A 24162-nucleotide genomic window follows, 5' to 3' on the forward strand; every position below is an offset into this window, starting at 1 on the left:
GGACGGGGGGCCTCAGCCGGAGGAGGGGGCCACGTCGCGGGCGCGGACGAGGACCGCCGAGCGGTTGCCGACCCGCACGCGTTCGAGGGCCCGCACCCCCTCGGGCAGCGCGATCCGCCGGGTGCGCGCCGTGACGACCACGACGGCCCGATCGGGCAGGACACGGCCGAGCGAGGCCAGCAGGGCGCCCACCGGGTCCCGACCCGGCACGGCCCCGGACCACCGGGTCATCTCCCCGTAGGGCACGTCCGTCACCACCAGGTCGGCGTCGACCGGTTTCTCCAGGGTGAACACGTCGGCCACCGCCGAGTCGTGCGGCAGGTCTCCGCCCATCGCGGCCAGACCGGCGGCGAGGTCGGCCGCCGCCTCGGCCCGCTCCACGAACGCCACCCGTCCGAAGTCCCGCGCCGACCGGCGCAGCTCCGCCTCACGCGCCGCGAGGCCGGAGGCCGTCAGCAGCTCCAGGTTGCGTGCCGCCAGCTCGACCGCGTCGGCGTCCACGTCCGAGGCGCGCACGTGGGAGATCCGGTCGCGGTGGAGCAGCCCCAGCACCGTGACCAGGTACCCGCCGCCGCAGCAGGGGTCCCACAGGCGCACCGGGGTGTCGTGGACGTGGGCCAGCGCGCGCTGGAAGAGTTCGCTCGCCAGTCGCACGGGGAAGCCCGGGTACCCGGGCGCCGAACGCAGTACCTGCCCGCTCGCCAACGCCGAGTGGTCCGCCCGCTCGGTGGCGTACCGGTAGCCCAACGTGCCGTCATCCTTCCGTGACCGGTGCCGTCGCCTCCGAAGGGGACCTTCCCCCTCGCGCGGGTTCCACCCCACAACGACAGGAGCCCGGCACCTCGCGGTGCCGGGCTCCGGCTGCGGTCCTGACGGGATTTGAACCCGCGGCCTCCACCTTGACAGGGTGGCGAGCACTCCTAACTGCTCCACAGGACCTCGTTGCAGGAACAACTCTAGCGCGACTTTGGAGTACTTCGTACCGCCGCCCGCCTAAAGTGGCTCACAACGCCCGACGAGACCGAGAGGAGAGGGTGTGAGCGACCCGTCGGCGCCCCTGCCGTCCGGCCCCGAATCCACCCGGGTCGACCGCTGGCTGTGGGCCGTCCGCCTCACCAAGACGAGGTCGGACGCCGCCCAGGCGTGCCGCGGCGGCCACGTCCGCGTCAACGGCCGCCCCGCCAAGGCGGCCACCGCGGTGAGGGTCGGGGACGAGGTCCGCGTCCGCCTGCACGGCACGACGCGGCTGGTCGACGTGAGCCATGTCATCGTCAAGAGGGTCGGGGCGCCCATCGCGACGCGGTGCTACGTCGACCGGACACCCGCCCCTCCGCCCCAGGCGACCGGACCCGTGATCCGGCGGGACCGGGGCGCGGGCCGCCCGACCAAGCGCGACCGGCGCCAGCTCGACCGGCTGCGCGCCGAGCGGTGGCCCCCGGCCTGAGCCGGACCGGAACCGGCCGGATCGCCCGGTGTCAGCCGGACAGCGGGTGCTCCGCCAGGAAGTCGAGAACCTCCCGGGTGGCCCCGGGCGCCGCCTCGTGCGGGTACCCGTGGCGGACCCCGGGCAGGAGCGACAGGCGTGCGCCCGGGATGCGCTCGGCCAGCAGTTTGGCGTTGGCGGCGGGGGTGAGTTCGTCGTCCTCGCCGTGCAGGACCAGCGTCGGCGCGGTGATGGCGGGGAGCAGGTCCCACCCGTCGTGGCGGAGGCTGGCCTCGTAGTGCCGCCGCTGGGCGCGCAGGGGGTTGCGCGGCACGATCGTGGCGACGGTGTCCGGGTGCGCGTCGGCCCAGGCCGGTGTGTAGAACAGGTGCGCGATGAGCCCGCGCCCCTCCTCGGTGTTGGCCTTGCGCAGGGCCAGCGACGCCTCGCGGGGGCGCTCGACCTCGTGCGTCCCGCCCGGTGCGGTCGAGCCCAGGATGAGGGCGCCGATCCTCCCGGGGGACGTGGCCGCGAGCGTCTGCGCGACCTTGCCGCCCATGGAGAAGCCGTAGACGTGGGCGCGCCCGACGCCGAGGTCGTCCAGGACCGCGAGGGCGTCGCGGGCGAGGAGGTCCATCGTGTAGGGCTCGTCGACCGGGGCGTCGCTGTCGCCCGTGCCGCGCAGGTCCATCCGGACGACCCGGTGGCGGCGGGCCAGCCCCTCGGCGACCCCGTTCCACATCGTGTGGTCGAGGGACTGCCCGTGGACGAGCAGCAGGGGCTCGCCCTCACCGAGGGTGTCGTACCAGATCCGGGTGCCGTCTGCGGCGGTCGCGTGGCTCACGTGGCCGGACACTACCCGAGCGGCCCCGAACGCGCCGCGGTCCGGGTCACAGTCGCCCGCGGAGCCGCCCGGTTCAGCTCGGCAGGTGCTCGGGGTTGCGCACCAGCGGCGACAGGCTCGGGGTACCGGAGACGGGGTCCGGGTACACCTTCGCCGACAGCCCGAAGACGTCGCGGACCAGGTCCTCGGTGACCACGTCCCTCGGGCGGCCGGAGGCGTGGACCCGCCCCTCCCGCATCGCCACCAGGTGGTCGGAGTAGCGCGCGGCCAGGTTGAGGTCGTGCAGCACCATGACGACCGTGGTGCCCCGGGTCCGGTTCAGCTCCAGCAGCAGGTCCAGGACCTCGACCTGGTGGGCGATGTCGAGGAAGGTCGTCGGTTCGTCCAACAGCAGCAGGTCGGTGCGCTGGGCGAGGGTCATCGCGATCCACACCCGCTGCCGCTGCCCGCCGGAGAGCTCGTCCACCGGCCGCTCCGCCAGGTCCAGCGTGTCCGTCGCCGTCAACGCCTCCTGGACCGCCCGGTCGTCCTCCGCCGTCCAGCGGCGGAACCAGCCCTGGTGCGGGTAGCGGCCCCGGCCGACGAGGTCGGCGACCGTGATCCCCTCGGGCGCGACCGGGTTCTGCGGCAGCAGTCCGACGATCCGGGCGACGTCGCGGGTGGCGAGGGCGTGGATGTCCGAGCCGTTGAGCAGCACCCGCCCCGAACGCGGGGTCAGCAACCGGGCCATGCCGCGCAGCAGCGTGGACTTGCCGCACCCGTTGGCTCCGACGATCGAGGTGACCACGCCCGGTGGCACGCTGACCGTGAGGTCGTGGACGACCGGCTCCTCCCCGTAGCCGAGCGTCAACCCCTCGGTCTCCAGGGAGGTGAAGGCGTCGACGGAGCCCGCCGCGCCGCCGCTGTCGGTCAGAGTCATGTCAACCACCCGCCCCGGACCGGTTGGTCCGCATGAGGAGCCAGAGAAGGTACGGAGCGCCCACGACACCGGTCACCACGCCCACCGGGAGGGTGGTCTCGGGGATCGTGAACTGCGCGATGAGGTCGGACGCGAGCATGATCACGGCGCCGACCAGCGCCGCCGGGACCGGGGCAGGTCGGCCCGAACCCACGGTACGCCGGGCGATGGGCGCGCTGACCAGTGCGACGAACGCGACCGGACCGGTCACCGCCACCGCCGAGGAGGCCAGCGCCACCGAGGCCAGCAGCAGCCAGAACCGGGTGCGCTCCACGGAGACGCCCAGGGCGTCCGCCGGGTCGTCGCCGAGCTCCAGCGAACGCAGTCGCGGGCCCACCACGGCCAACAGCACCGCCAGGATCCCGGCGCAGACCAGCAGCGGGTTCAGGGTGGGCCAGTCGGCGCGGGCCAGACTACCCGTGATCCAGGTCAGCGCCACCGTCGCGTCGCGCACGTCCGTCTGGGTGAGGACCCAGGAGACGACGCTCGTGGCCAGGGCGGCCACGCCGATGCCCGTGAGCAGGAGCCGGTACCCGACCACACCGCGCCGCCAGGCGAGCAGGTAGATCGCGACCGCCGCGCCGACGCCGCCCAGGCAGACGAACCCGGCCAGGGCCAGTCCGCTGATCCCCAGGTAGACCACGCCGACGACCCCGGCCGCGCTTGCGCCGTGGGTGATGCCGACGATGTCCGGACTGGCCAGCGGGTTGCGGACGATGCTCTGGAGCAGGGCGCCCGACAGCCCCAGGCACGCCCCCGCGACCACGGCGGTGAGCAGTCGGGGCAGGCGCAGCTCCACGACGACGAAGCGGGTGACCTGGTCGGCGCGCCCGGTGAGGAGGTCGAGGAGTTCGGGCAGGGACACCGACGCCCGACCCATACTCACCCCGAGCGCCATGAGGGCCAGGAGCACCAGCAGGAAGACGAGCGTGACCCCGAGCTCGCGCCGGTTCCCGCGCAGGCGGACGGCGCGGACGGAGGAGGCGGATCGGTCGGGGGCCGGTCGAGGCGTGGGCGGGCCGCTCGGGGTTCCGGGGTCGCGGATCACAGCCGCACCGCCCTTCCCCGCCGTACCAGGGCGATGAACAGTGGCGCGCCGATCGCCGCGGTGACGATCCCCACCTGGAGCTCCCCGGGCCGCGCGACCACACGCGCGACGACGTCGCAGGCCAGGAGGAGGGTGGGTGCGGCGAGCGCGCTGAACGGCAGGATCAGGCGGTAGTCGAGGCCGACCGCGAACCGCGCCGCGTGCGGCACGAGCAGTCCGACGAAGCCGATCGGCCCGACGGCCGCCGTGGCGGCGCCGCACAGCGCGATGACCGCGAGGGCGGCCAGGCCGCGGGTCCGGGCGAGGTTCTGGCCCAGTCCGCGCGCCACGTCCTCGCCGAGAGCGAGACCGTTGAGGGTCCGGCCCAGTCCCAGGGCGACGACCGCCCCGGCCAGGACGAACGGCCCGGTGCGCAGGAACACGGACAGGTCGCGTGAGGCCAGTGCGCCCACCTGCCAGAACCGCATCTGGTCCAGGGTGGACCGGTCGACGAGGAGGACGGCCGTGACGATCGAGGTCAGCGCCGCCGTGACCGCCGCCCCCGCCAGGGCCAGCTTGACCGGGGTGGCGCCCTCGCGGCCCAGGCTCGACACCCCGTACACGACCGTCGACGCCAGGGCGGCGCCCACGAAGGCGAACCAGACGTACCCGCCCGGGGAGGTGACGCCGAGGAGGCTGATCGCGGCCACCACGGACAGCGAGGCCCCCGCGTTGATCCCGAGCAGCCCGGGGTCGGCGAGGGGGTTGCGGGTCAGGCCCTGCATGACCGCGCCCGCCATGCCCAGGGCCGCGCCCGCCGCGAGTCCGACGAGGGTGCGCGGCACCCGACGGTCGACGATGATCAGGTGTTCCGGGTCGGACAGGTCGGTGTCGAGCAGGGCGTCGGCGACGACGCGGAGCGGCAGGGGGTTGGCTCCCACCGCGAGGCTGCACGCCACGGCGACCGCGAGCCCCGAGCCCAGCAGGACGAAGCCCAGGGGGACGCGGAGCCGCCCGCGGGTCCGGACGGCGGGGGCGGCGCCCGTGCCGCCCCCGGTCGTTGTGGTCATGCCGGCGTCCGCGCTACTCGACGTTCTCGGCCGCGGCGGCCAGCTCCGGCACGTACCGGTCGAGCATCCACGGGACGGACAGGACGGTGGGGGCGCTGCTGGCCATCACGAAGTCCTCGCCGACGATCGGGGCGAAGCGGTCCTCCCGGACGGCGGGCATGGCGGCGACGAGCGGGTCGGAGGTGAACTCCTCCAGGGCCTGCTCGTTCGCGAAGTACATGACCAGGACGTCGGTCTCGATCTCCTGGAGGTTCTCGCGGGAGACCTGGAAGAAGAACGAGTCGTCGGGGTCGGTGTCCAGTTCGGTCGCACTGGCGCCGGGCGCCATGCCCAGGTCGGTGAGCATCTCGACGCGGGGGTCGTACTCCCGGTAGACGTTGAGCACGTCCGCCTCGTTCGCGGCGGCGTAGAAGAAGGTGGTGCCCTCCAGGACGGGGTGCTCGGCGGCGAACTCCTCGACCTGTTCCCGGGTCCGCGCCAGCAGGGCGTCGGCCTCCTCCTCCATGCCGAGGGCGCGGCCGACGATGTCGACCTGCTCCTGCCACGTGGTGGCCCAGGGCTGGTCAGGGTAGGCGACGGTGGGGGCGATGCCGGAGAGGCGGTCGAAGTCCTCCTGGGTGATCCCGGAGTTGGGGGCGAGGATCACGTCCGGGCGGGCCTCGACGATCTCCTCCAGGGGCGGGGCGTCGGAGTGCGCGCCGGTGAGGATGGTGGGGGCCTCGTCGCCGAGTTCCTCGATCCTCTCGGCGTCCCACGGCAGGACGCCGTCCTCGTCGCCCCCGTAGTCGTTGCGGGGCATGGCGACCGGCATCACGTCGAGGGCGAGGACGACGTCCTGGGCGGACCAGCCCCAGGTGACCACGCGTTCGGGCCGCTCGGGGATGACCGTCTCGCCGAGGGCGCTGTCGATGGTGACGGGGAAGGCGCCGTCACCGCCGCCGTCACCGCCCGTGGCGGCGTCCTCGGTGTCACCGCCGGAGCAGGCGGTCAGGAGAGCGGTCAGGGCGAGCCCTGCGGCGGCGTACCGTGCGGGTCCGGGCAGGCGTACTGCGGGCATGCGAAAAGGGCTCCTCAACACGGGGTGGCCGAACCTCCGCCGACCGTCGACGGCATGGCGAGGTCTGGTTAGGTAAGGCTAACAAAACATTGACCCCGGCCTGCCTCCACCCCCGCTTTCGCGACCACGTCCCCGCAGGTGAGAACGGGGTCACCGACGGTAGCAGGGACGGAGCCCGGCGGCGGCCGTCGGGACCGTCTGGCGATGACCCCCTCAGACGGGGTCGTCGGGGTCGGGGACGACCCGCTCGACCGCCGCGTCCACCAGTGCGCGGGCGCGCTCCCGGGGGATGACGTCGGGCAGGGTGAGCCGCTCCAGGATGAGCCAGTTCAACGCCAGGTGGAGCAGGGTGACGGAGGTGCCGCCCCCGGGGAAGCCGGAGCGGACGTGGAAGTCGATGTTGGCGTCCAGGTCCGCGCGGACCCGCTCGGTGAGCAGACGGCGCAGCTCCGGACGGCGCGTGGCCTCCAGGCGCAGCTCGATCTGGGCGAGGAAGCCGGAGCGGAAGTCGCTGACGCGGTCCACGACGTCGTGCATGAGTTCGGCGACCCGGGCGCGGTCGCGCGGCCCCTCCTGGGCGGCGGCGAGGAGGTCGGCCCCGGGCTCCAGACGTTGGTAGAAACGGTGGCCGACCTGGGTGAACAGGTCGTCACGGCTGTCGAAGTAGTTGGAGGACGTGCCGACCGGGACGCCCGCCTCCTGGTCCACGGCTCGGAAGGTCAGACCGCGCGCGCCCTCGCGGGCGAGCACCTCGATGGCGGCGTCGAGCAGGGTGGCCCGGCGCTCGGGGTTCTTGCGCATGGGTGGTTCCCCTTCGTTCGGATTGACATCACTTCAAGCGTAGTACTACATTCAAATCACTTCACTTGAAGTACTTTGCATGGAGTGAAAAGAGGACAGTATGCGCAGACTCGTCTACTACGTCGGCATGTCCCTCGACGGCTACATCGCGGGCCCCGAGGGCCAGGTCGACGACTTCCCGGTGACCCCGGACGTGGTCGACCTCATCGTCGAGGAGTTCCCGGACACCCTGCCGACCCACGTCCGCGAACAGTTGGGCGTGGACGTCCCGAACCCGAACTTCGCCGTCGTCGTCCAGGGCCGGGCCACCTACGAACCCGCCCTGGAGATCGGGATCACCAGCCCGTACGCCCACCTGCGGCAGTACGTGGTGTCGGAGAGCCTCGGGAGGAGCGAGGACCCCGCGGTGGAGGTCATCGCCTCGGACGCGGTGGAGCGGATCCGGGAGCTGAAGGCCGAGGAGTCGGGGGACGGAGGGGACGTCTACCTGGCGGGAGGAGGACGCCTGGCGGGCGCCCTGCTCGCGGAGATCGACGCGCTGGTCGTCAAGCTCTACCCGGTCGTCCTGGGCGCCGGCGTCCCCCTGTTCCGGGCCGACTTCTCGCCGACCCACTTCGCTCTCCAGGGCGCCCGCCCCCTGGAGAGCGGCACGGTCGTGCTGACCTACGACAGGCGGTGAGCGACGCCCGCACGAGACCGGCGGAGACTCGGCGCGGTCCGTACGGTGGGGCCGCCGGTTCCTCAGTCGAGCTCGGCGAGGTGGTCGGCGGAGCCCCCGCGCCACTCGATCATGAAAAGGGTGGCGTCATCGGTGGTGCGCCCGCCCCGTTCCCCCTTCAGCGTGTGGGAGAGTCGGCGCAGATCCGCCCGCGCCCCCTCTGACGGCTCCTTCCCGAGGCGGTTGACGCAGCGGATGAGGCGCTCCTCGCCGAACAGCACCCCGTCTGCGAGGTGCTCCTCGGTGATGCCGTCGGTGTAGCACAGCACCCGGTCACCCGGCCGGAGCGTGTGCTCCTTGAGCCGGGGTCTCTCACCGTTGAGGCCGACGGGCAGCGTCGTCGCGCTCTCCAGCTGCCCCGCGACCCGGCCGTCGCGGATCAGCAGCGGCGCGGGGTGGCCCGCGTTGACCAGTTCCAGCTCACCGGTGGCGATGTTGACGTGCATCAGCTGTGCCGTGACGAAGTGGTCGGGGCCGAACTGCCGGGAGATGGCGTCGTCCATGAACGCGTACTTCTCGGTCAGGCTGATGAACACCCGCCGGGCATGCCGGTAGGCGCCGATGGCGACGGCCGCCATCGTGGCGGCCTCCAGGCCGTGGCCCATCGCGTCGATCACGGCCACGTGCAGGATGTCGCCGTTGAGCGCGTAGTCGAAACTGTCGCCGGCCGCGCGGTAGGCGGGCTCCAGCATGCCGGCCACCTCGACCTGCGGCACGGTCATCGTCAACGGCGGCAGCAGCCCCCACTGGATCTCCGCGGACACGGTCATCGGCTCCCGGCGCCGGACCAGGAAGAACTGGTCGGTGTAGGCGTTCTTGGTGACCAGGATGTCGGCGACCAGGCTGGCGAGCCTGCCCAGCAGGCGCCGGTCGTCGTCGCCGACCGCGTCCAGGGTGAGGGCCATCACCCCCACCTCGTCGCTTCCGTCCAGCAGGGGCAGGTACACGCGGACGCCGCCACGGGGCTGCGGTACCTCGACGACCTCCACACGGAGGAAGGCCCGGCCGGCGGGGGAACCGCCCATCGGCTCGGGTCGGCCCACGTGCAGCCCCTTGCCCGGCAGCGGCACCAACAGCTCCTGCGCGTAGTCCTGGAGCAGGATGGAGACGTCACGGCCGCCGACCTTGGTCACTTCCTCCGCGATCAGCGGGGCGATCAGCCGGGGCGGCATCAACCGGGCCCGATCCAGCAGCAGCCCCAGCAGCCGCTCACCGAAGCCCTCCGGGCGTTCCACCTCATCCTCCGCCATGTTCCGCCCTCTTCCGCTCTCTCCTCGCCCACATCCGGCTCACCGCGCTGATCGACGCGCCCCCGGCCCACCGACGGGGCCCAAGGGACCGGGCGACCCGCGGGACCCTCCCGTCCACCCCTCACATCCTGCCTGTTCGACCACTTTCCGGCCGGTCGCGGCACACCGCTGGCAGCGGTCGGCGCTCTCCGGCCCACGCCGACCCCCGCTCCACCGCGAGGCGTTGGACCCGGCCGTCTCGGGTCCGGACGAGGAGATCACCGCCTACGAGCCCCTGGACCGGACGCCCCGTCCGGGATCCTCCCCGTCGAAAGGGCGTCGGGGCCGCTCGGCCAAGCGCCGTCAGGACGCGTCCGAATCTCCTGGAGCGACCCATACGGCGGAGGACGGTCGGGCGGCGGGCGCTCGGGAGGCTGGGGGCGCGCCCGGCTGAACCGGTTGCTGTCACGTTGACGTCAAAAAACGCCCGGAGCCTGTGGCCTCCGGGCGTCGTCCCTGTTCAGGGTGGGTGGCTAGGGGCGGGGTCGAACCGCCGACCTTCCGCTTTTCAGTAGGCCACGCTGAGCACGCATGCAACCACGTTGACCTGCGCGAACACCGGAACCGGCTTGGTCGCGACGAAACACGGCCGCGCATTGGCCGCTGCATGCCGCTCCGCCCCCACCAAGATGCAACTCAGTCTGAATGCGCCCGCCGATTTTTATCCAGATATTTTTAGAATCTCCACCCCTAAACGCCTCTTTATCCGGAAACTATTCTTTCTATCCCTCTAGCCAGGATCTCACATTCGGCCTTGTTTTCTGAATTACTGTGCCATATTTCGAACGCAACTCGCAAACAATATCCGCGATCTTGTCCAGTTCTCCGAGATAATCTCTCAAGCCACTGGTGATGGTCAAGGCCAAGAAGTTCGCTCAAATAAACTCTCGTGGAAGCTTCTGAGAGCCCGAGCTTCGCTGCAAACTCCGAAGTGAAAAGCAGTGCATTTTCAAAGAGGACTTTCTCAGGAGGTCCACTACCAGGGAGCGCGAGCACACAATCCTCGGGAGATACCTTATCGGATTGGTCTCCATCGATAATTGCCACTGCGGCAACCCTAGAAGAACTGGACAAAATTTTCACAGTTCTCACTACATCGACCCAGGAGCCTGCCTCGATGATCTCCACATTACTAGACAAGGGAAATCCGTGGGCACCGAGAATCAATTGAAGAGTGAGATTGGCAATCTCATCCTCTACCACAACTAATGCCCGAAGCGGGTTCTCTATCCCTAGCGTGTCTCGAAGGTCAGAAATGCGGGAGGGCTCGACTATAACAGGGTTCAGCTCCGAACGCACACACATCAGAACCCAACTCAAGGGAACACGCTCGAGAAAGGATAGGGAGTGAGTTGCTAGGATAACTTGTGTCTTCGACGAACGCGCCAATCGAGCAATTTCGTCGAGAAGCGCTGCATGTCCACGATGAGCTATGTTCGCCTCGGGCTCATCAAGCACGACTGGCCCACCCCAAGGGTTCTTAAGGACCCATCTTATGAAGTGAACACACAACTCTCCATAGCTCATTTGGTGGGAATCGATCCACTCTCCCTTAAGCTTGGCTTTGACATAAGGCCATTCAACGGAGTACTCAGGATCTACTACAACGGGAAAATATATTACCTCCTCGTACGACACACCAAGAATATCCCGGAGCGCTTCCAGGTCTCTCCGGTCCTGAACTTGGGGATCTTCAGAGATCAGGTCAAAATATCGCAGATCGAAATCCTGGAAGAAAATCCCGATCTCTGACGCCAACTCACTTGGATCAAGAAACCTCGGGTGGATTTCTCCAATAGAGTCCGTCAAAGCTGCCGGCGAACCGTAGTCCTCCCCTTCTCGGCCAGGACCGGTCGAATAGCTTATTTCAGATTCATCTCGCCGAACCCTAACATGGCACGTCCCTCGAATAACTGGCCTGTCCCCGCGACTGATCCGATTTTCGTAGAAGGGTGGCCTGTCTGGGTGAAGAATGCCCTTATACAGACAGCTGGCAACGTAGCCAAGCAGTGCACTCTTCCCCGAGCCATGCATTCCGCATACAATAGTGAAAGGTCTAAACCTGACATTTTGCCCCGAGAAAACAGAGTCCTTCGAAAATTCGATGCTCTCTATTTGCTCCGCAGGCTTGAACCTCGCCATCGACTTCCACAGTTCTATTTTCTTACGAGAGATCCCCAAGCCCTACCTCCACCATCTAAGGGCAAAGCTCATCCAGGATAACTGAAACCACAGGGAACTGCAATTTATTTTAGAGCACCCAGGAGCCACCTGCTTCTGAAGGCATTCGACCCGCGATAAAGCCCGGGCCATCAGCCCGGGCTTTCTTCCTCTATAGCCTCCTTTAGGAATTGCGATTCCGATTTCTAGTTCGTTCCTCGTCTGCTTCTTCCCAGGTGCGGTTCATCGCACCCTTGAGGGCTTCCACGTGGTCGACGACGGGCTCCACTCCGAAGGAACGCAGAAGCAGCATCGCGGCGTGCTCCGGCTTCGGGTCGTCCTGCGCCACCGGCTGAAGGCCCTCACGCTCCAGGAGTTCCCGCACCTGCCGCACAAGCTTGTTGCGGTCGTAGCTCTGATACATGCTCACGCCTCCCAGCGCTTGCCGGTGATCCGCTCGTAGACCTCGATGTACCGGGCTCGGGTCGCTTCCACGATCTCATCAGGGATCTCGGGGCCGGGCGGGGTGCGGTCCCAGTCGGTGATGGTGCTGGACCAGTCCCGCACGAACTGCTTGTCGAACGCATGCTGGGGCCTACCCGGCTGCCAGTCGTCCGCAGGCCAGAACCGCGACGAGTCCGAGGTCAGCACCTCATCCGCGAGCACGAGCGTACCGTCCGCCGCGCGGCCGAACTCCAGCTTGGTGTCAGCGATGATGATGCCGCGCTCAGCGGCGATCTCAGCGCCGCGCTTGTACACGTCCAGGGTTACCGTGCGCAGGCGGTCAGCGGTCTCCTGGCCGATCTCCTCGACGACGTCCGCGAAGGTGATGAACTCGTCGTGGCCCTCGGTCGCCTTGGTCGTGGGGGTGAAGATCGGTTCGGGGAGCTTGGAGGCTTCCACCAGGCCCTCGGGGAGCTTGATCCCCGAGACCGTGCCCTGCTTCTCGTACTCCTTGAGCCCGAGGCCCGCGAGGTAGCCGCGAGCGATCCACTCCACGGGGAGCATGGTGAGCTTCTGGCAGCGCACCGCGCGCCCGGCCCACTCCTCCGGGACGTCCGTCGCGGAGATGATGTGGTTGGGCACCACGTCGGCCAACTGCTCGAACCACCACAGCGAGAGCTGTGTGAGGATCTTGCCCTTGTCGGGGATGGGGGTGGGCAACACGACGTCGTAGACGCTCACGCGGTCCGAGGCCACCAGGATGAGGTCGTCACCATCGGCGTAGACGTCGCGCACCTTGCCCGAGTGCAGCAGTTCCATGTCGCTCCTACCTGGAGATCTCGTAGTTGTACGTGGCCCAGCGACGGGCCACGGAGACGGACTGGCCGAACTCGATCACGTCGCCCTCGGCGTTCAAGACCCAGTTCTGCTTGCGCAGGACCGGGGAACCGAGCGGGATGCCCAGCGCCGCGGAGTCCTCCTCCGAGGCGATGTCCGCGCGGAGCTGGTCCTTACCCGCCGCGGCCGTGAGCCCCGTTTGCTCCTCGATGTACTTCGGGGTGCCCTGCGGCAACCGCTTCGCTTCCAGAAGCAGGGGGGCGCTCTCGGCCAGCTCACCCTTGAACCAGGACGTGCTGGCCGAGGAGGGCACGTCATCCCGAAGGGTGACCCGCTGGCGCCGGATGACGTGCGTACCGGCGGGCAGGCCGAGGGCGTCCGCGACTTCCTCGGGTGCCGGCACCAGTTCGGCTGAGCGGATCTCGGCACGCTCGTTCGCCGCGTAGATCCGGCCCTCCAGGCTGCGGAGCACACGGTCCTTGGCGCTGGCCGCCGCCTGGTCGCGGGTGACGATGCTGCCCTTGCCGGGTTCGCTGCGCACCAGGCCCTCAGCCTTGAGCACCCCGACGACCTTGGTCGCGGTCGCCAGCGAGATCTTCCACTTCGCGCTGAGAGCGCGCACGGAATCGATCTTCTGCCCGTCCTGGAGGGCACCGGACTCGATCTCAGCCTTGATGTGCTTGACGACCTGCATGTAGGGCGGGTCGGTTCGTTGGACCTGAGGGGACACGTGTGGCTCCTTCGTGGTGAACATGATCAGTGTACTAGTACGCATAGATGTTCAGCCATGTGAGCTGGGACTCTACGAGCCACAACGCTTCCGAGCCAAGGAATATGCCTACTGTACTAGTACACCTGACGATCGCGTGCTATAACAGTTTCACGGCCACAGGCCGCAGCCCGGAAGAGGACTCCGGTGACCAGGGCAGAGCCCTGTCCACCGCGTGGAATCCCGGAGCGCACGAGCTTTCACAAGCCCTTGAGGCACACAGCGCGCAAGCCCTGACCCCACCCCGAGCAGACAAGGGGCGGCGAAGGGAAGACGTGGCCACGGCACCCCGACAAGGGTGCGCCGACCGGCGGAGAGCGGCGGCACGGAATGGCCGCGCCGCACCCCAGGGGTGCCTGTCCGACCCCGCTTCTCGGCACAACACGGGACGCGGGGCCGGGCCGGGACCACCCGGGTCCATCAGGGCCGTCACCGGCTCGAACAACCGACCAAGCAGAGACGAGTCCCGCCGGGATGCCGCCCGGCGGGACTCCTACGCACTCGCTCACCTGCAAGGAGCAGCACATGCGCACCACCATGATGCCGTCCCCGACGGCTCCCGAGAACAGCACCACTCCCCCCGCGCCGTTCGAGGTCGCCCCCGCAGCGTTGGACGTCCTCGGCATCACCGACACCGACGACCTGTTCGCCGTCGAACTGGCCGACGAGAGCGACCAGGAGCGCGCCGCCCGCTTGGCCGCCGCAGCGGACATCCTCGACGACCGCCTTACCGAGATCACCTATGCCGCCCTGGCGGCCGAGGACGTCCGGGGGTGGGCGCTGTGACCCCCGACCTGCTGCCCCCCGTACTCGCGACCGCCGTCCTCGTTCTCCTGCTCGTGCTGGGAGCACTCCGCGTGGCGGCCGCCTGCCGCAAGGTCCGCTCGAAGCTGCGTCGCCTGTCCCGCACTCGCCTGGTCGTCACCCAGACCACCCGCCGCCGGAAGGGAGGTCGGCGCTGATGCTGCTCGCGATCCTGACCGTCCTGGCCTACCTCGCGCTGGCCGCCCTGATGCTCACTCCCCCGTTCTGGAGGTCGCGCTAATGGCCTCGCTGATTTCGCTGTTCGCCCTGCTCATTCTGTGCGCGCTGGTCTACCTGCTCGTCGGCATCCCGATCGTGAACATCCGTGCTGACCTGCGCACCATCCGTCGCCTCTCCAAGCTGGGAGACCGCCGTGACTGACTCCCGCGTCCCACTGACCGACTACATCGACGAGACCCGCGCCGAGCTTGCCCGCGCAGACGCCAAGGCGTCCGCGCTGACCGCTCTGGGAGGTGCCTCGCTGGCGGTGCTGGCGGCCGGACCTCTGCTGACCGGCGGCACCGCGGCGCACTGGGTGCTGCGGGGCGGAGCCCTGCTTCTGGTCCTGGCGCTCGTCGTGCTCCTGACGGTCGTCCGCCCCCGCACCATCGGCGCTCCGTTCGCTCAAGTCACCGCCGACCCGGAGGGCTGGGAACCCGAGCGCACCCGCGAGCGGCTGGTCAACCTGGCGGCCGTCGCCTCCATCAAGTTCGTCCGCATCCGCATCGCCGTCGACCTGCTGATCGCTGCCGCTCTCGTCATCGGAGCTGGCCTGGTCTGGATGGGAGCCACTTCATGAACCTCCGCCGCAGGCACACGAACAAGACCACCGACGTGGTGACCGACCTCCAAGAGCGCATCCGTCAGGCTCAGGCCCTGGCGGCCGTGCCCGAACAGAAGCTGCTCGCGGACCCGCGCCTGAACCCGCAGACCAGGGCGAGGGCTGACCGCCTCCAAGCGGAGCGGCTGGCGACCGGCCTGGAGATGGAGCACCGCCGGGAGCTGCGGGCGGTGCGCGAGGCCGACCGGCGCGCCGAAGAGGCCATCCGGGCGTCCGCCGCCGTGGACGCCGCCCGCGCCGCGACTGATGAGTCCTACACCGTCCTTGACCTCGTGCGCAGCCGTACGCGGTTCTCCCGGCTGTGCCTGGGAGCCTCGATCGTGCTGTCAGTCGGGTCCGCGATGGGGCTGGAGGCGGCCGTGATCGCCCACCACCCGACCGCCCCGGACGGCATCGGCTACCTCGCCGAAGTCGCCCTGACCGGGATGTCGACCACCGCGATCCTGTGGGCCGGGAAGCTGGCCCGCGCCGAAGCCCTTCCCTCCAAGGGGCGGGCTCGAACCGCGCTGATCGCGCTGATCGCGGTGCCACTGCTGGTGAGCATCATCGGGTCCACGATCGGCTCCGGCCCGGTCGGGGCCGTCGCGTCTGTGGGAGCGGCGGCGTTCTCCGCGATGGCGTACCTGGTGGCCACCACCTCCGCCGCCGCGATCACCGCCCTGGTGGGCCGCATCGACGGCCGCACCCGGACCACGGTGACCGAGGTGCCCGCCGACAACGGGGACCAGGAGCACGGGGAGCCGACGACTCCGCTGCCGCATCACACCGCCGGGCAGGCCCTGGAGGTCGTCGGGGAGGAGATCGCGGAACAGGCCGCCGACTACCTCCGTGACCACACCCGCTCACACGGCGGTCCGTCTGAGCGCTCGCACGACACCACCCGCTCACACGGGCAGTCCCCAGACCGCTCGCACGGCGACGAATCCCCCGACGACAACGGGGCCAACGCCGCATCTGACGAGGTCATCCCGTCTGAGCACCCGTCCGAGCGGGACCGCTCGCACGGCAATGACGAGTCGTCCGAGCGTGTGCTGACCGCGCAGGAGCGGCGCCGCCTGGAGGGCGTCGAGAACCGTCGCCGGGTGGCGGACTTCCTGTCCGATCGCCCCGGCGCTCCCACGGGTGAGATCGCCCAAGCGCTCGGTCTGGCCCCCTCGACCGTCCGCCGGATCCGGCGCGAGATCGAGGACGGGGGCGACGCGTCATGACCGTCCGCCACCGCCCCAAGGTGCGCCGCTGGCGCGAGGAGACCTCGCAAGGCGAAGCGTGGTGCTACACGGTCCGCTGCTCCTGCGAAGCCGAGTTCGATGAGCACTACACCAAGCGCCTGGCCGAGAACGACAAGGCCAAGCACCTGATCGAGGTCGCCCCACCGTACTCCGAGCGGTGCCGCGAGCCCCAGAGGCACCGCTGCCAGCCGCACGACCGCTGCCCGGTATGCGCCGACCAGCTGACCCTGCCCGGATTCGAGGGCCTGGAGGTGCCCGGATGAGCCGTCGTCCGACCTGGCGCACCCGCCTCTCGGCGGCCGCCTCGTTCGTCGATCACCTGCTGTGTCAGGCCGACTCGCTCATCAGCGCGTGGCTGGACGTCCGCCCGCTCCGCAACACCGCCGCCGACGCCGCCGCCTGGCTGGGGCGGACCTGGCGTGCCCACCTACACCACGCCCACGTGCGCCGCTACGGCCCCGGCCGGGGCCTGATCGCCGTCGTCATCAACCGCCGTCCGACCAAGGAGAACACCCGTGGCTGAGGCCAACACCGAGCGCTCGGAACTCAAGCGCATCATGGCGGACCTGGAGTCGATCGAGTTCGAGACCGGCTCGGACATCCGCCGCTACGTCGAGACCACCCGCAAGCTGAGCCGCGCCCTGTCGATGGAACTGGAGTTCTCCGCCCAGGAGCTGGAAGCGGCCTTGAGGGAGCTGCCGCCCGGCGACGGGGAATCGCGTCTGGCGATGCGCCGCAAGGCCAAGAGCGTGACCCGCCACCTGCGCCGGTGCGCTGAGGCCCAGCGCACCGTGGGAGTGGAGGCCGTGCGCACCTGGGCAAGCCTGCACAAGCACTTCGAGTACCTGGTCAAGCGCAAGAAGCGCAAGAAGGCCCTGGACTTGTCCGCCTGACCCGAACCCACCCTGCGGGGGCCACCCGGTGCGGCCCCCGCCCACCACACGAGAATGGAGAGACGCTGATGGCTCGCAACGAGCTGGTGGTGCGCGGCGATCGGGACTCAGAGACCGCGCGACGCGGAAACACCCTCATCGACTACGCCCGCCCTTGGCTGGCCGCCCCGGCGCTGATCCCGGCCGGATACCTGACCCACTGGCTGTGGGGCGACCTGGGGTGGGGCACCGGCCTGGCGGCCGCCGCCATCGCGGCAGCGGGCGCGGTGGTCACCTACGCCACCCACCACCTGACCCACGCACGCACCTGGTACGCCCACCACATCTCCACCGCCATGACCGGCGGGTCCGCCGCGTGGCTGGCACTGGCCACCGGCTTCGGCCCCGGGCGCCCGCTCATGGACGCACTGCTCATCGGCGGGTGGGCCGCCGCAGCCATCTCCAACGTCCACCTGTGGGCGCGTTCGCAGGGCACCGCCGAGGCCGCACCGAAGAAGGGCGTCGGCCGCATCCTGCCGACCTTCGCGGAAGTCGCGGCCAAACTGCACCTCAAGGACGTCAGGGCCAAGCTCACCTCGGACACCGAGATGCAGCAGCGCCACACCCTGACCCTGGACAACGGCACCACGGCCGAGGAACTCCAGAGCCGGGGCAAGGAACTGGCCAGCGCCTACGGGGTCGCTCCCGGCGCGATCCGCGTGATCGAGGACCAGGGCCGCGCCGACCGCGCGGAACTGGTCATCACCAAGAAGGACGTCATGGGCAAGCTCATCCCCTGGGAGGGGCTCAACCCCCAGCACGTGGGCGCCAGCATCGCGGACCACCCGTTGCACCTGGGGACCTACGAGGACGGCGAACCGTTCTTCAACCAGATCACCAACCGGCACAGCCTGACCGTGGGCATGGCCGGGGCCGGGAAGAGCGTCTACGGCAAGGTCAAAATGGTGCAGGTCGCCGCCCGCCGGGACACCTTCACCCTCGCGATCGACCTGGCCAAGGGAAGGCAGACCCTCGGTCCGATCGAGGGTGCGATCGGCTGGCCCGCCTACACCAAGGCCAACGCGCGCGGCCAGCTCGCGGCGGTCAAGCGCGCGATCAAGGATCGCGCCAACTACCTGGCCGACCAGGGGCACTCCCAGTGGGTGCCCGGGTGCGGGTTGACCTTCCTGCACATCCTCGTGGAGGAGGCCGCCGAAGTCGTGGACTTCGACGAGATCGTGGAGGTCGCGCGGGTGGCCCGGTCCACTGGCATCCACCTGGAGCTGTCGTTGCAGCGCGCCACGTGGGGCAACCTCGACACCGACACCCGCGCGAACCTGGGTGATGGCATCTGCTTCGGCGTGCGGGACTTCGCCGACGCCTCGTTCGTGCTACCGGACTACGTGACCGAGGCCGGGTGCGACCCCTCCCGGTGGCGCAAGTCCAAGCCGGGTGCGGCCTACGCCGCGATCGAGCACGTCGACCCGGACCGGCATGTGGTGGCGGTCAAGATGTTCGGCCCACCCACCACCGACCCCAAGGACGAGAACCGCGTCCTGAAGGCCGCCGCCGACTCGTTGCCGGACCAGGACCAGAAGTTGGACCCCATCACCCGCAAGGCATTCGGCGACGAGTACACCGCCTTCCTGGAGAGCCGCGGCCGCACCGCCGCCGCCCCGGCCTCGTCGGCACCCCCCGTGGCGGTGCCCGAAGTCGACGACGAGGAGTTGATCGTGGACGAGGCCATCGAGCCGATCGTGCTGACCACCCCCGACGACGATCCCGAGATCGTCGGTGACATCGACAGCGAGATCCCGCCCCTGGCCCCCGAGGACGACTTCGTGATCGCTCCGAAGAAGGGCACCAAGGGATCGGCGGAGGAAGCCCGCGCCGCCGTGGACGCCCTCATGGAGGAGTGGGGTCCCGGCCACGAGTTCAAGGCATTCGACCTGAAGACGGAGCTGCGGGAGATGGGCGTGGAGCGCAGCAAGAGCTGGCTCTACGGCCAACTGTCCCGCCTGGAGGAGGCCGGTCGCCTGCGCCACGAGGACACCGGGGCGTGGACCGTCCTGGAGGCCCGCCAACTGGTCGACGCCTGACCCCGGGCGCTGCCTGTGGGGCGCCCCCGTCCACCGCCCGGGGTGCCCTCGCAGGGACCGCCCGCACCGATTTCAGGGTTGTCCAACCCGGTTCCAGACCGGTGTCCAGACCCCGTCCAAACCGGGTGTCCAGACCGGTTTGGACACCCGCTGACCTGTAACACCGCGCCGGGGCGTCCACACCGGCTCCCGCACCCCAACGAAAGCGAGACACGCATGGCTCAGGCCACCCCCCACAAGCCCGTCAAGGTCCGTCTCGAAGGGTTCCCGGACGACATCGCCGCGTTCGCCGAACACCTCCAGGCCACCCCGTGGGCGGACGTCCTGGACTACTCCCGCCCCTACCCCAACCGGCGCGGCAACCCGAACCGGTGCCGGGTCTACATGGAGATCCTCATCGGCCCCCAGACCACGGAGGCGGACACCTCCACGACCGTCACCGAGGTCGGCCCGACCGCGATCGCTCCGCCCCCGCCCCGGCAGATCGACACCGACCACTGAACCCAGCGAGCACCCAAGGAGATCACCGTGTTCAACCCCAACGACTGCGAAGCCGAGTTCATCGACGGCAACTACAGCGACTGCGGATGCCCTGTGTGCGGTGACGCCACCGCACACGAGATCGAGTCGCAGTTCGAGGCAGGACTGATCACCCACGAGGAGGCGCTGGAAGCCCACGACGAGAACGACCAGTCCCACATGAGCTGGGACGACTAGCCCTCACACGAAAGCGGTCCCGGTGCCTGGCTGCCAGACAAACCACCGAGACCGTGCCAGTGCGCCCGCACCGCGACGACGGCCCCACCCTCCGCTGGCAGGCACCGGGTGGGGCCGTCTCTCCCGAAACACGAGAGGACCCCAGTATGACCATCAACCAAGACCTCCAGCGCACGGCCGCGCGCGTTCTCGTTGATCTGCTCGCCACCCCTGGTCTGCCGGAGGTGAACTGGAGCCTGTACGCGCTGGGCGGCTTCACCCGGTGCTACACGCCACCGCGCCTGGACACCGACCTGTTGGCGGGACAGGCCGACTCCCACCAGGCGGTCCGGGAGTGGGCCGCGCGTCTGGGCACGAACGTGGAACTGCGCCACGGCACGACCCCGGACGCACGCGCGATCGTGGACGGGGTCGTCGTGAGGGTCTGGTGCGCCCCCGAGTTCCGAGACGACGTGAACGCCTCGGAGGAGTAGTGGCACCGGCTGACCCGAGCACGGTGCGCGGGCGGTGGCTGCGCTACGTCTACGCCACCGCCCGCGTCCCTGACAGCGTGCGCGTGCTGCTGTTGGTGCTGGCGGAGCACATGGACGACGACGGCTGTGTCGAGATCAGCCGAGACGACCTCGCGGCCCTACTCTCCCGCGCTCCGCAACGCGTCTCCGGTCGCTACTCGAAGGCGATCGAAGCGGGACTTCTCCAGCAGGTTCGCCGGGGCACCCGTGGTGCCACATCCGTCTTCCAGGCGGCCCTTCCCGAGGGGGAGTCCATCACCCCCGTGGGTGACACGTTTCCGGGGAAACGGGTGCCGGACCCAAGTCCCGTTTCCGGGGAAACCGATCACCCCCGGGGAGGACATGCTTCCCAGGAAACAGGTCACCCCCGGGGGAGACCAAGCGTCCCCGCTTCGTCACCCCCGGGGGTGACGAAGAGCGACGCCCCTATAAGGGAAGGCGTGCGGGAACAGCCGTCACAGGCCACCCCCACCGCCGCTCCGGAACGACCGGACACGCCCGCCCCGGCCGACCACAAGCGCGTCAACGCACTCGCCACCGTCTACCACCGGGCCACCCACGGCATGGGCGACTGGAACAAGATCCGCGCCGTCGTCAAGAAGGCCCTGAACAGCGGCTACTCGGATGAGGAGATCTCCCGAGGGCTCGAACACGTCGCGGCGGACGGTCGCTTCGCCCTGACCGCCGACACCCTGCGCATCGCGATCAACCGCACCCGCCCACGCCCTCAACTGCGCGTCGTGGGTGGCCACACCCCGTACCGGAACCCCAGCGACTACGGCGACAACCCGGACCCCTGGTCATGAGAGGCACAGCGTGAACACGACCACCGAAACCCAGTTCTTCGCCCGGCTCGCACGCATCACCCGCGAGAAGGGCCTGGACACCACACCCGGCCCGGTAGAGGACGTGCCCCGGCCGGAACTCCCGGGCCACCCCGCCTACCACCACAGGCAGCGGGTCAACGCGGCCCTGACCAAGTTCGAGCGCATGACGCCGCCCCGGTACCTGACCGCCTCGACGGAGCACCCCCGGGTCTGCGACTGGGCCGACCAGGTCGCCGCCGACGTCACGCAGGCGCCGTCCCTCATGCTCTGGGGCGGCACCGGAACCGGCAAGACCCACGCGGCGTTCGGAGCCGTGCGCAGGATCGCCCTGACCGGCCCCACCCGGTTCGGCTTCCTGGCGACCACCTTCCCGGACCTGTACGCCGCGCTCCGCCCCGGAGCATCCGGCGACGAGGAACGCGAACGGCTCATGCGCCGCATGCTGAGCGTGCCCGTGCTGCTCCTGGACGACCTCGGGACCACGAAGTCCTCGCCGTGGACCGAGGAGACGACGTACCGGATCGTCAACCACCGCTACAACCGCATGCTCCCGGTGATCCTCACCAGCAACGAACCGCCCGCCGCCTTGCCCGAGCTGATGGGCGACCGGATCGCGTCCCGGCTGATCGAGATGACGACCCGAGTCGAGATGACCGGCGCGGACCGGCGGCTCACCCGATGAGCGCAGCCGCCCGCAACGCACAAGACGGCCCCGGCCTGTACCGCCAAGCACCGCCGGAGCCGCACCCCGAACCCCGTGAGAGGCAAGGAGTACCTCCCATGATGACCGACCGCGCCAAGCCGCGCCGGGTGCGTCCGGCCAAGGCTCCCACCGTCCCCGCGCAGCGCTCCCGGGGGTGGCTGACCGTGGACGAGTTCTGCGGGGAGCTGATGATCAGCCGCGACACCTTCTACGACTGGCGCAAGAAGGGCCGCGCCCCCAAGTGCGCGAAGCTCCCCAACGGGAGCCTGCGCATCCGCCGCTCGGAGTTCGAGAAGTTCATGACCACCGCTGAGGACAACGCCTGATGATCGAGTCCGACGACCTGAGCTACAGGGTCGCCGTCTGGAAGGTCACGACCTACAAGGGCACCCGGGGCACGACCTACCGGGTGCGCTGGAAGGTCGGCACCGAGGAGTTCAAGGAGCCGTTCAAGAAGAGCGCCCAGGCGGACGCCTTCCGTTCTCAGCTGGTGCAGGCGCAGAGCCGGGGTGAGGCGTTCAGCCTGTCCAAGGGGCTGCCCGTGAGCATGCTCCGGGAGGAACGGCCGGAGAAGTCCTGGTACGACTTCGCGATCTCCTACGTCGACCACAAGTGGCCGGACATCTCCGCCAAGCACCGGGGCAACATCGCGTTCGCCCTGATGATGGCCACGACCGCGCTACTCACCACCGAGCGGGGCATGCCCGATCCGGCGCTGCTCCGGGCCGCGCTGAGGCGGTGGGCCTACAGCAAGACCTACCGTGCGGCGGATCGACCGCCCGAGGTGGAGGAGGCGCTGCGCTGGGTCTCCCAGCACAGCCGCGCGGTCGGGGAGCTGGCGAACCCGAAGGTCGCCGAGGCCGCCGTGCGCGCGGTCACCCGGGACCTGGAGGGCAGGAAGCTGGTGATCGGCTCCCAGCGGCGCAACCACGGCATCCTCAAGGCCGCGCTGGCCCACGCCGTGAGCGAGGGTCTCCTGGAGCGGAACCCGATCGGGGACCTGGAGGCCACCACGTCCCGTTCGGTCCACCAGGTCGACCGGCGGTGTGTGGTCAACCCCGAACAGGCCCGGAACCTGCTCGACAAGGTGAGGGAGTACGGCTACGAGGAGACTGAGCGGCGTCAGGGCATGAAGTCCGGTCCGCGGCTGGTCGCGTTCTTCGGGTCGATGTACTACGCGGCGCTCCGGCCTGAGGAGGCGGTGAACCTGCGCAAGCACAACCTGTCCCTGCCCGCTCCCCGCACCGACACGACCGGTGCCAAGGTCTACGACTGGGGCGAGATCTACGTGGAGGAGGTCACCCCCGACGCCCGGCCCGAGTTCACCAACGACGGCACCAGCCGCGACACCCGGCGCGGACCGAAGCAGCGCGAGGCCGGGGAGGTCCGGCCGGTCCCCTGTCCGCCGGAGCTGACCCGGCTGTTCTGGGAGCACCTGGAGGTGTTCGGCACCGACCCCGAGGGGCGGCTGTTCACCGGAGTGCGCGGCGGACCGCTGGCGACGATCACCTACCGGCGCGCGTGGGCGTGGACCCGCGAGGAGGTGCTGAGCGAGGCTGAGACGCGTTCTCCGCTCGCGAGGCGTCCGTACGACCTCCGGCACACCTGCGTGTCCACGTGGCTCAACGCGGGCGTCTCCGAGACGCTCGTGGCCCAGTGGGCGGGGCACAGCGTGGCCGTGCTCAAGAAGATCTACGCGAAGTGTCTCGTCGGGGAGGAGGACCGGGCCAAGCGCCAGATCGAGGAGGCCCTGCGCCGCTCCTGAACGTGGCCGCGCATTGGCCGCAGGCACCCACCAAGAGCCGCCACGGACCACCGACAACCACCGACACAACAAAGCGCCCCGCTGCCTGTCTTCCCAGGTGGCGGGGCGTTTTCGCATGTCTGCGCCAGGTGGCTAGGGGCGGGGTCGAACCGCCGACCTTCCGCTTTTCAGGCGGACGCTCGTACCAACTGAGCTACCTAGCCATGCGCGTCGATCACTCGACGGCATCTGCGGTCCTGACGGGATTTGAACCCGCGGCCTCCACCTTGACAGGGTGGCGAGCACTCCTAACTGCTCCACAGGACCTTGTTCGGTTGTCACGCCGGGTCGAAAACCCCCGGCGCGTTGCTGCGGTACTCATTCTGCCAGATGTCCGGCAGTGCTCCGACCGCGTCG

Annotated in this window: 30 protein-coding genes and 3 tRNA genes; 18 read left to right on the forward strand and 15 right to left on the reverse strand. The window is 69.6% G+C overall.

Annotation, left to right across the window (positions count from 1 at the left end; all coding sequences use genetic code 11):
* Positions 1 to 12: 12 nt before the first annotated feature.
* Positions 13 to 747 (reverse strand): rRNA methyltransferase, encoded by a 735-nt coding sequence (locus DVR05_RS09085; protein WP_116245403.1) that lies wholly within the window; start codon positions 745 to 747, stop codon positions 13 to 15.
* 117 nt (positions 748 to 864) lie between these two features.
* Positions 865 to 939: transfer RNA gene (locus tag DVR05_RS09090), tRNA-Asp, on the reverse strand.
* Positions 940 to 1036: 97 nt separating this feature from the next.
* On the opposite strand from DVR05_RS09090, the gene DVR05_RS09095 reads away from it, so the two are divergent.
* Entirely contained in the window at positions 1037 to 1444 is a 408-nt protein-coding gene (locus DVR05_RS09095) for an RNA-binding S4 domain-containing protein (RefSeq protein ID WP_116245404.1), read from the forward strand.
* Positions 1445 to 1475: 31 nt separating this feature from the next.
* Here the strand turns inward: DVR05_RS09095 and DVR05_RS09100 are convergent, their stop codons facing one another.
* From DVR05_RS09100 to DVR05_RS09125, 6 genes are all read right to left on the reverse strand, one after another.
* Positions 1476 to 2267, reverse strand: a complete 792-nt coding sequence (locus DVR05_RS09100; RefSeq protein WP_116245439.1) for an alpha/beta fold hydrolase — start codon at positions 2265 to 2267, stop codon at positions 1476 to 1478.
* Positions 2268 to 2340: 73 nt separating this feature from the next.
* Positions 2341 to 3186 (reverse strand): ABC transporter ATP-binding protein, encoded by an 846-nt coding sequence (locus tag DVR05_RS09105; protein WP_116245405.1) that lies wholly within the window; start codon positions 3184 to 3186, stop codon positions 2341 to 2343.
* 1 nt (position 3187) lies between these two features.
* On the reverse strand, positions 3188 to 4273 hold the full coding sequence (locus DVR05_RS09110) for an iron chelate uptake ABC transporter family permease subunit (RefSeq protein WP_198659107.1): 1086 nt from the start codon (positions 4271 to 4273) through the stop codon (positions 3188 to 3190).
* Positions 4270 to 5322, reverse strand: a complete 1053-nt coding sequence (locus tag DVR05_RS09115) for an iron ABC transporter permease (protein ID WP_116245406.1) — start codon at positions 5320 to 5322, stop codon at positions 4270 to 4272. The genes DVR05_RS09110 and DVR05_RS09115 overlap by 4 nt, the downstream gene beginning before the upstream one ends.
* Positions 5323 to 5335: 13 nt before the next feature.
* Positions 5336 to 6379 (reverse strand): iron-siderophore ABC transporter substrate-binding protein, encoded by a 1044-nt coding sequence (locus DVR05_RS09120; protein ID WP_116245407.1) that lies wholly within the window; start codon positions 6377 to 6379, stop codon positions 5336 to 5338.
* A gap of 213 nt (positions 6380 to 6592) precedes the next feature.
* The gene (locus tag DVR05_RS09125) at positions 6593 to 7180 is read right to left on the reverse strand and encodes a TetR/AcrR family transcriptional regulator (RefSeq protein ID WP_116245408.1); all 588 of its coding nucleotides are present in this window, start codon (positions 7178 to 7180) and stop codon (positions 6593 to 6595) included.
* Positions 7181 to 7280: 100 nt separating this feature from the next.
* On the opposite strand from DVR05_RS09125, the gene DVR05_RS27835 reads away from it, so the two are divergent.
* Entirely contained in the window at positions 7281 to 7859 is a 579-nt protein-coding gene (locus DVR05_RS27835) for a dihydrofolate reductase family protein (protein ID WP_116245409.1), read from the forward strand.
* A gap of 62 nt (positions 7860 to 7921) precedes the next feature.
* On the opposite strand, the gene DVR05_RS09135 is transcribed toward DVR05_RS27835, so the two are convergent.
* The 5 genes from DVR05_RS09135 to DVR05_RS09150 form a co-directional block, all read right to left on the reverse strand.
* Positions 7922 to 9148, reverse strand: a complete 1227-nt coding sequence (locus DVR05_RS09135) for a PP2C family protein-serine/threonine phosphatase (RefSeq protein ID WP_116245410.1) — start codon at positions 9146 to 9148, stop codon at positions 7922 to 7924.
* Positions 9149 to 9889: 741 nt separating this feature from the next.
* Positions 9890 to 11329 carry an AAA family ATPase gene (locus tag DVR05_RS26550; RefSeq protein WP_157982414.1) on the reverse strand — a complete coding sequence of 480 codons (1440 nt, stop codon included), beginning with the start codon at positions 11327 to 11329 and terminating at the stop codon, positions 9890 to 9892.
* 202 nt (positions 11330 to 11531) lie between these two features.
* Positions 11532 to 11771, reverse strand: coding sequence for a hypothetical protein (locus tag DVR05_RS09140; protein WP_116245411.1), 240 nt, complete (start codon positions 11769 to 11771; stop codon positions 11532 to 11534).
* Between the two features lie 2 nt (positions 11772 to 11773).
* The gene (locus DVR05_RS09145; RefSeq protein WP_116245412.1) at positions 11774 to 12610 is read right to left on the reverse strand and encodes a phosphoribosylaminoimidazolesuccinocarboxamide synthase; all 837 of its coding nucleotides are present in this window, start codon (positions 12608 to 12610) and stop codon (positions 11774 to 11776) included.
* Between the two features lie 7 nt (positions 12611 to 12617).
* Positions 12618 to 13358 carry a GntR family transcriptional regulator gene (locus tag DVR05_RS09150; protein ID WP_116245413.1) on the reverse strand — a complete coding sequence of 247 codons (741 nt, stop codon included), beginning with the start codon at positions 13356 to 13358 and terminating at the stop codon, positions 12618 to 12620.
* A 564-nt stretch (positions 13359 to 13922) separates the two neighbouring features.
* Between DVR05_RS09150 and DVR05_RS09155 the strand changes: the two genes are divergently transcribed.
* From DVR05_RS09155 to DVR05_RS09225, 16 genes are all read left to right on the forward strand, one after another.
* A complete protein-coding gene (locus tag DVR05_RS09155; protein WP_116245414.1) occupies positions 13923 to 14183 on the forward strand; it encodes a hypothetical protein in 261 nt (86 codons plus the stop codon).
* Positions 14171 to 14359 carry a hypothetical protein gene (locus DVR05_RS09160; RefSeq protein ID WP_232832051.1) on the forward strand — a complete coding sequence of 63 codons (189 nt, stop codon included), beginning with the start codon at positions 14171 to 14173 and terminating at the stop codon, positions 14357 to 14359. Before DVR05_RS09155 ends, DVR05_RS09160 begins: the two co-directional genes overlap by 13 nt.
* Positions 14360 to 14441: 82 nt before the next feature.
* The gene (locus tag DVR05_RS26985) at positions 14442 to 14582 is read left to right on the forward strand and encodes a hypothetical protein (RefSeq protein WP_198659108.1); all 141 of its coding nucleotides are present in this window, start codon (positions 14442 to 14444) and stop codon (positions 14580 to 14582) included.
* Positions 14575 to 15000, forward strand: a complete 426-nt coding sequence (locus DVR05_RS09165) for a hypothetical protein (RefSeq protein ID WP_116245416.1) — start codon at positions 14575 to 14577, stop codon at positions 14998 to 15000. Before DVR05_RS26985 ends, DVR05_RS09165 begins: the two co-directional genes overlap by 8 nt.
* Positions 14997 to 16250 carry a winged helix-turn-helix domain-containing protein gene (locus DVR05_RS09170; protein WP_116245417.1) on the forward strand — a complete coding sequence of 418 codons (1254 nt, stop codon included), beginning with the start codon at positions 14997 to 14999 and terminating at the stop codon, positions 16248 to 16250. Before DVR05_RS09165 ends, DVR05_RS09170 begins: the two co-directional genes overlap by 4 nt.
* A complete protein-coding gene (locus tag DVR05_RS09175) occupies positions 16247 to 16534 on the forward strand; it encodes a hypothetical protein (protein WP_116245418.1) in 288 nt (95 codons plus the stop codon). Before DVR05_RS09170 ends, DVR05_RS09175 begins: the two co-directional genes overlap by 4 nt.
* Positions 16531 to 16794, forward strand: coding sequence for a hypothetical protein (locus DVR05_RS09180; protein ID WP_116245419.1), 264 nt, complete (start codon positions 16531 to 16533; stop codon positions 16792 to 16794). The genes DVR05_RS09175 and DVR05_RS09180 overlap by 4 nt, the downstream gene beginning before the upstream one ends.
* Positions 16787 to 17164: a hypothetical protein gene (locus DVR05_RS09185; RefSeq protein ID WP_232832052.1), complete on the forward strand. Its 378-nt coding sequence runs from the start codon at positions 16787 to 16789 to the stop codon at positions 17162 to 17164. The genes DVR05_RS09180 and DVR05_RS09185 overlap by 8 nt, the downstream gene beginning before the upstream one ends.
* 68 nt (positions 17165 to 17232) lie before the next feature.
* Entirely contained in the window at positions 17233 to 19242 is a 2010-nt protein-coding gene (locus tag DVR05_RS09190) for a hypothetical protein (protein WP_116245420.1), read from the forward strand.
* A 216-nt stretch (positions 19243 to 19458) separates the two neighbouring features.
* Positions 19459 to 19743 carry a hypothetical protein gene (locus DVR05_RS09195; RefSeq protein WP_116245421.1) on the forward strand — a complete coding sequence of 95 codons (285 nt, stop codon included), beginning with the start codon at positions 19459 to 19461 and terminating at the stop codon, positions 19741 to 19743.
* 27 nt (positions 19744 to 19770) lie between these two features.
* Complete coding sequence (locus DVR05_RS09200) at positions 19771 to 19959, forward strand: hypothetical protein (protein ID WP_116245422.1); 189 nt, start codon at positions 19771 to 19773, stop codon at positions 19957 to 19959.
* Between the two features lie 146 nt (positions 19960 to 20105).
* A complete protein-coding gene (locus DVR05_RS09205; RefSeq protein WP_116245423.1) occupies positions 20106 to 20432 on the forward strand; it encodes a hypothetical protein in 327 nt (108 codons plus the stop codon).
* A 446-nt stretch (positions 20433 to 20878) separates the two neighbouring features.
* Positions 20879 to 21277, forward strand: a complete 399-nt coding sequence (locus DVR05_RS09210; protein ID WP_198659109.1) for a hypothetical protein — start codon at positions 20879 to 20881, stop codon at positions 21275 to 21277.
* Positions 21278 to 21287: 10 nt separating this feature from the next.
* A complete protein-coding gene (locus DVR05_RS09215; RefSeq protein ID WP_116245425.1) occupies positions 21288 to 21980 on the forward strand; it encodes an ATP-binding protein in 693 nt (230 codons plus the stop codon).
* A 98-nt stretch (positions 21981 to 22078) separates the two neighbouring features.
* Positions 22079 to 22327 carry a helix-turn-helix transcriptional regulator gene (locus DVR05_RS09220; RefSeq protein WP_369974512.1) on the forward strand — a complete coding sequence of 83 codons (249 nt, stop codon included), beginning with the start codon at positions 22079 to 22081 and terminating at the stop codon, positions 22325 to 22327.
* The gene (locus tag DVR05_RS09225; protein ID WP_116245426.1) at positions 22327 to 23766 is read left to right on the forward strand and encodes a tyrosine-type recombinase/integrase; all 1440 of its coding nucleotides are present in this window, start codon (positions 22327 to 22329) and stop codon (positions 23764 to 23766) included. The genes DVR05_RS09220 and DVR05_RS09225 overlap by 1 nt, the downstream gene beginning before the upstream one ends.
* Before the next feature lie 129 nt (positions 23767 to 23895).
* Here the strand turns inward: DVR05_RS09225 and DVR05_RS09230 are convergent.
* Positions 23896 to 23969 (reverse strand) — tRNA-Phe (locus tag DVR05_RS09230).
* A 28-nt stretch (positions 23970 to 23997) separates the two neighbouring features.
* Positions 23998 to 24072 (reverse strand) — tRNA-Asp (locus DVR05_RS09235).
* Between the last annotated feature and the right edge of the window lie 90 nt (positions 24073 to 24162).

Origin of the sequence: Nocardiopsis sp. FIRDI 009, assembly GCF_003386285.1 — a bacterium.
Taxonomy (GTDB): Bacteria; Actinomycetota; Actinomycetes; order Streptosporangiales; family Streptosporangiaceae; genus Nocardiopsis.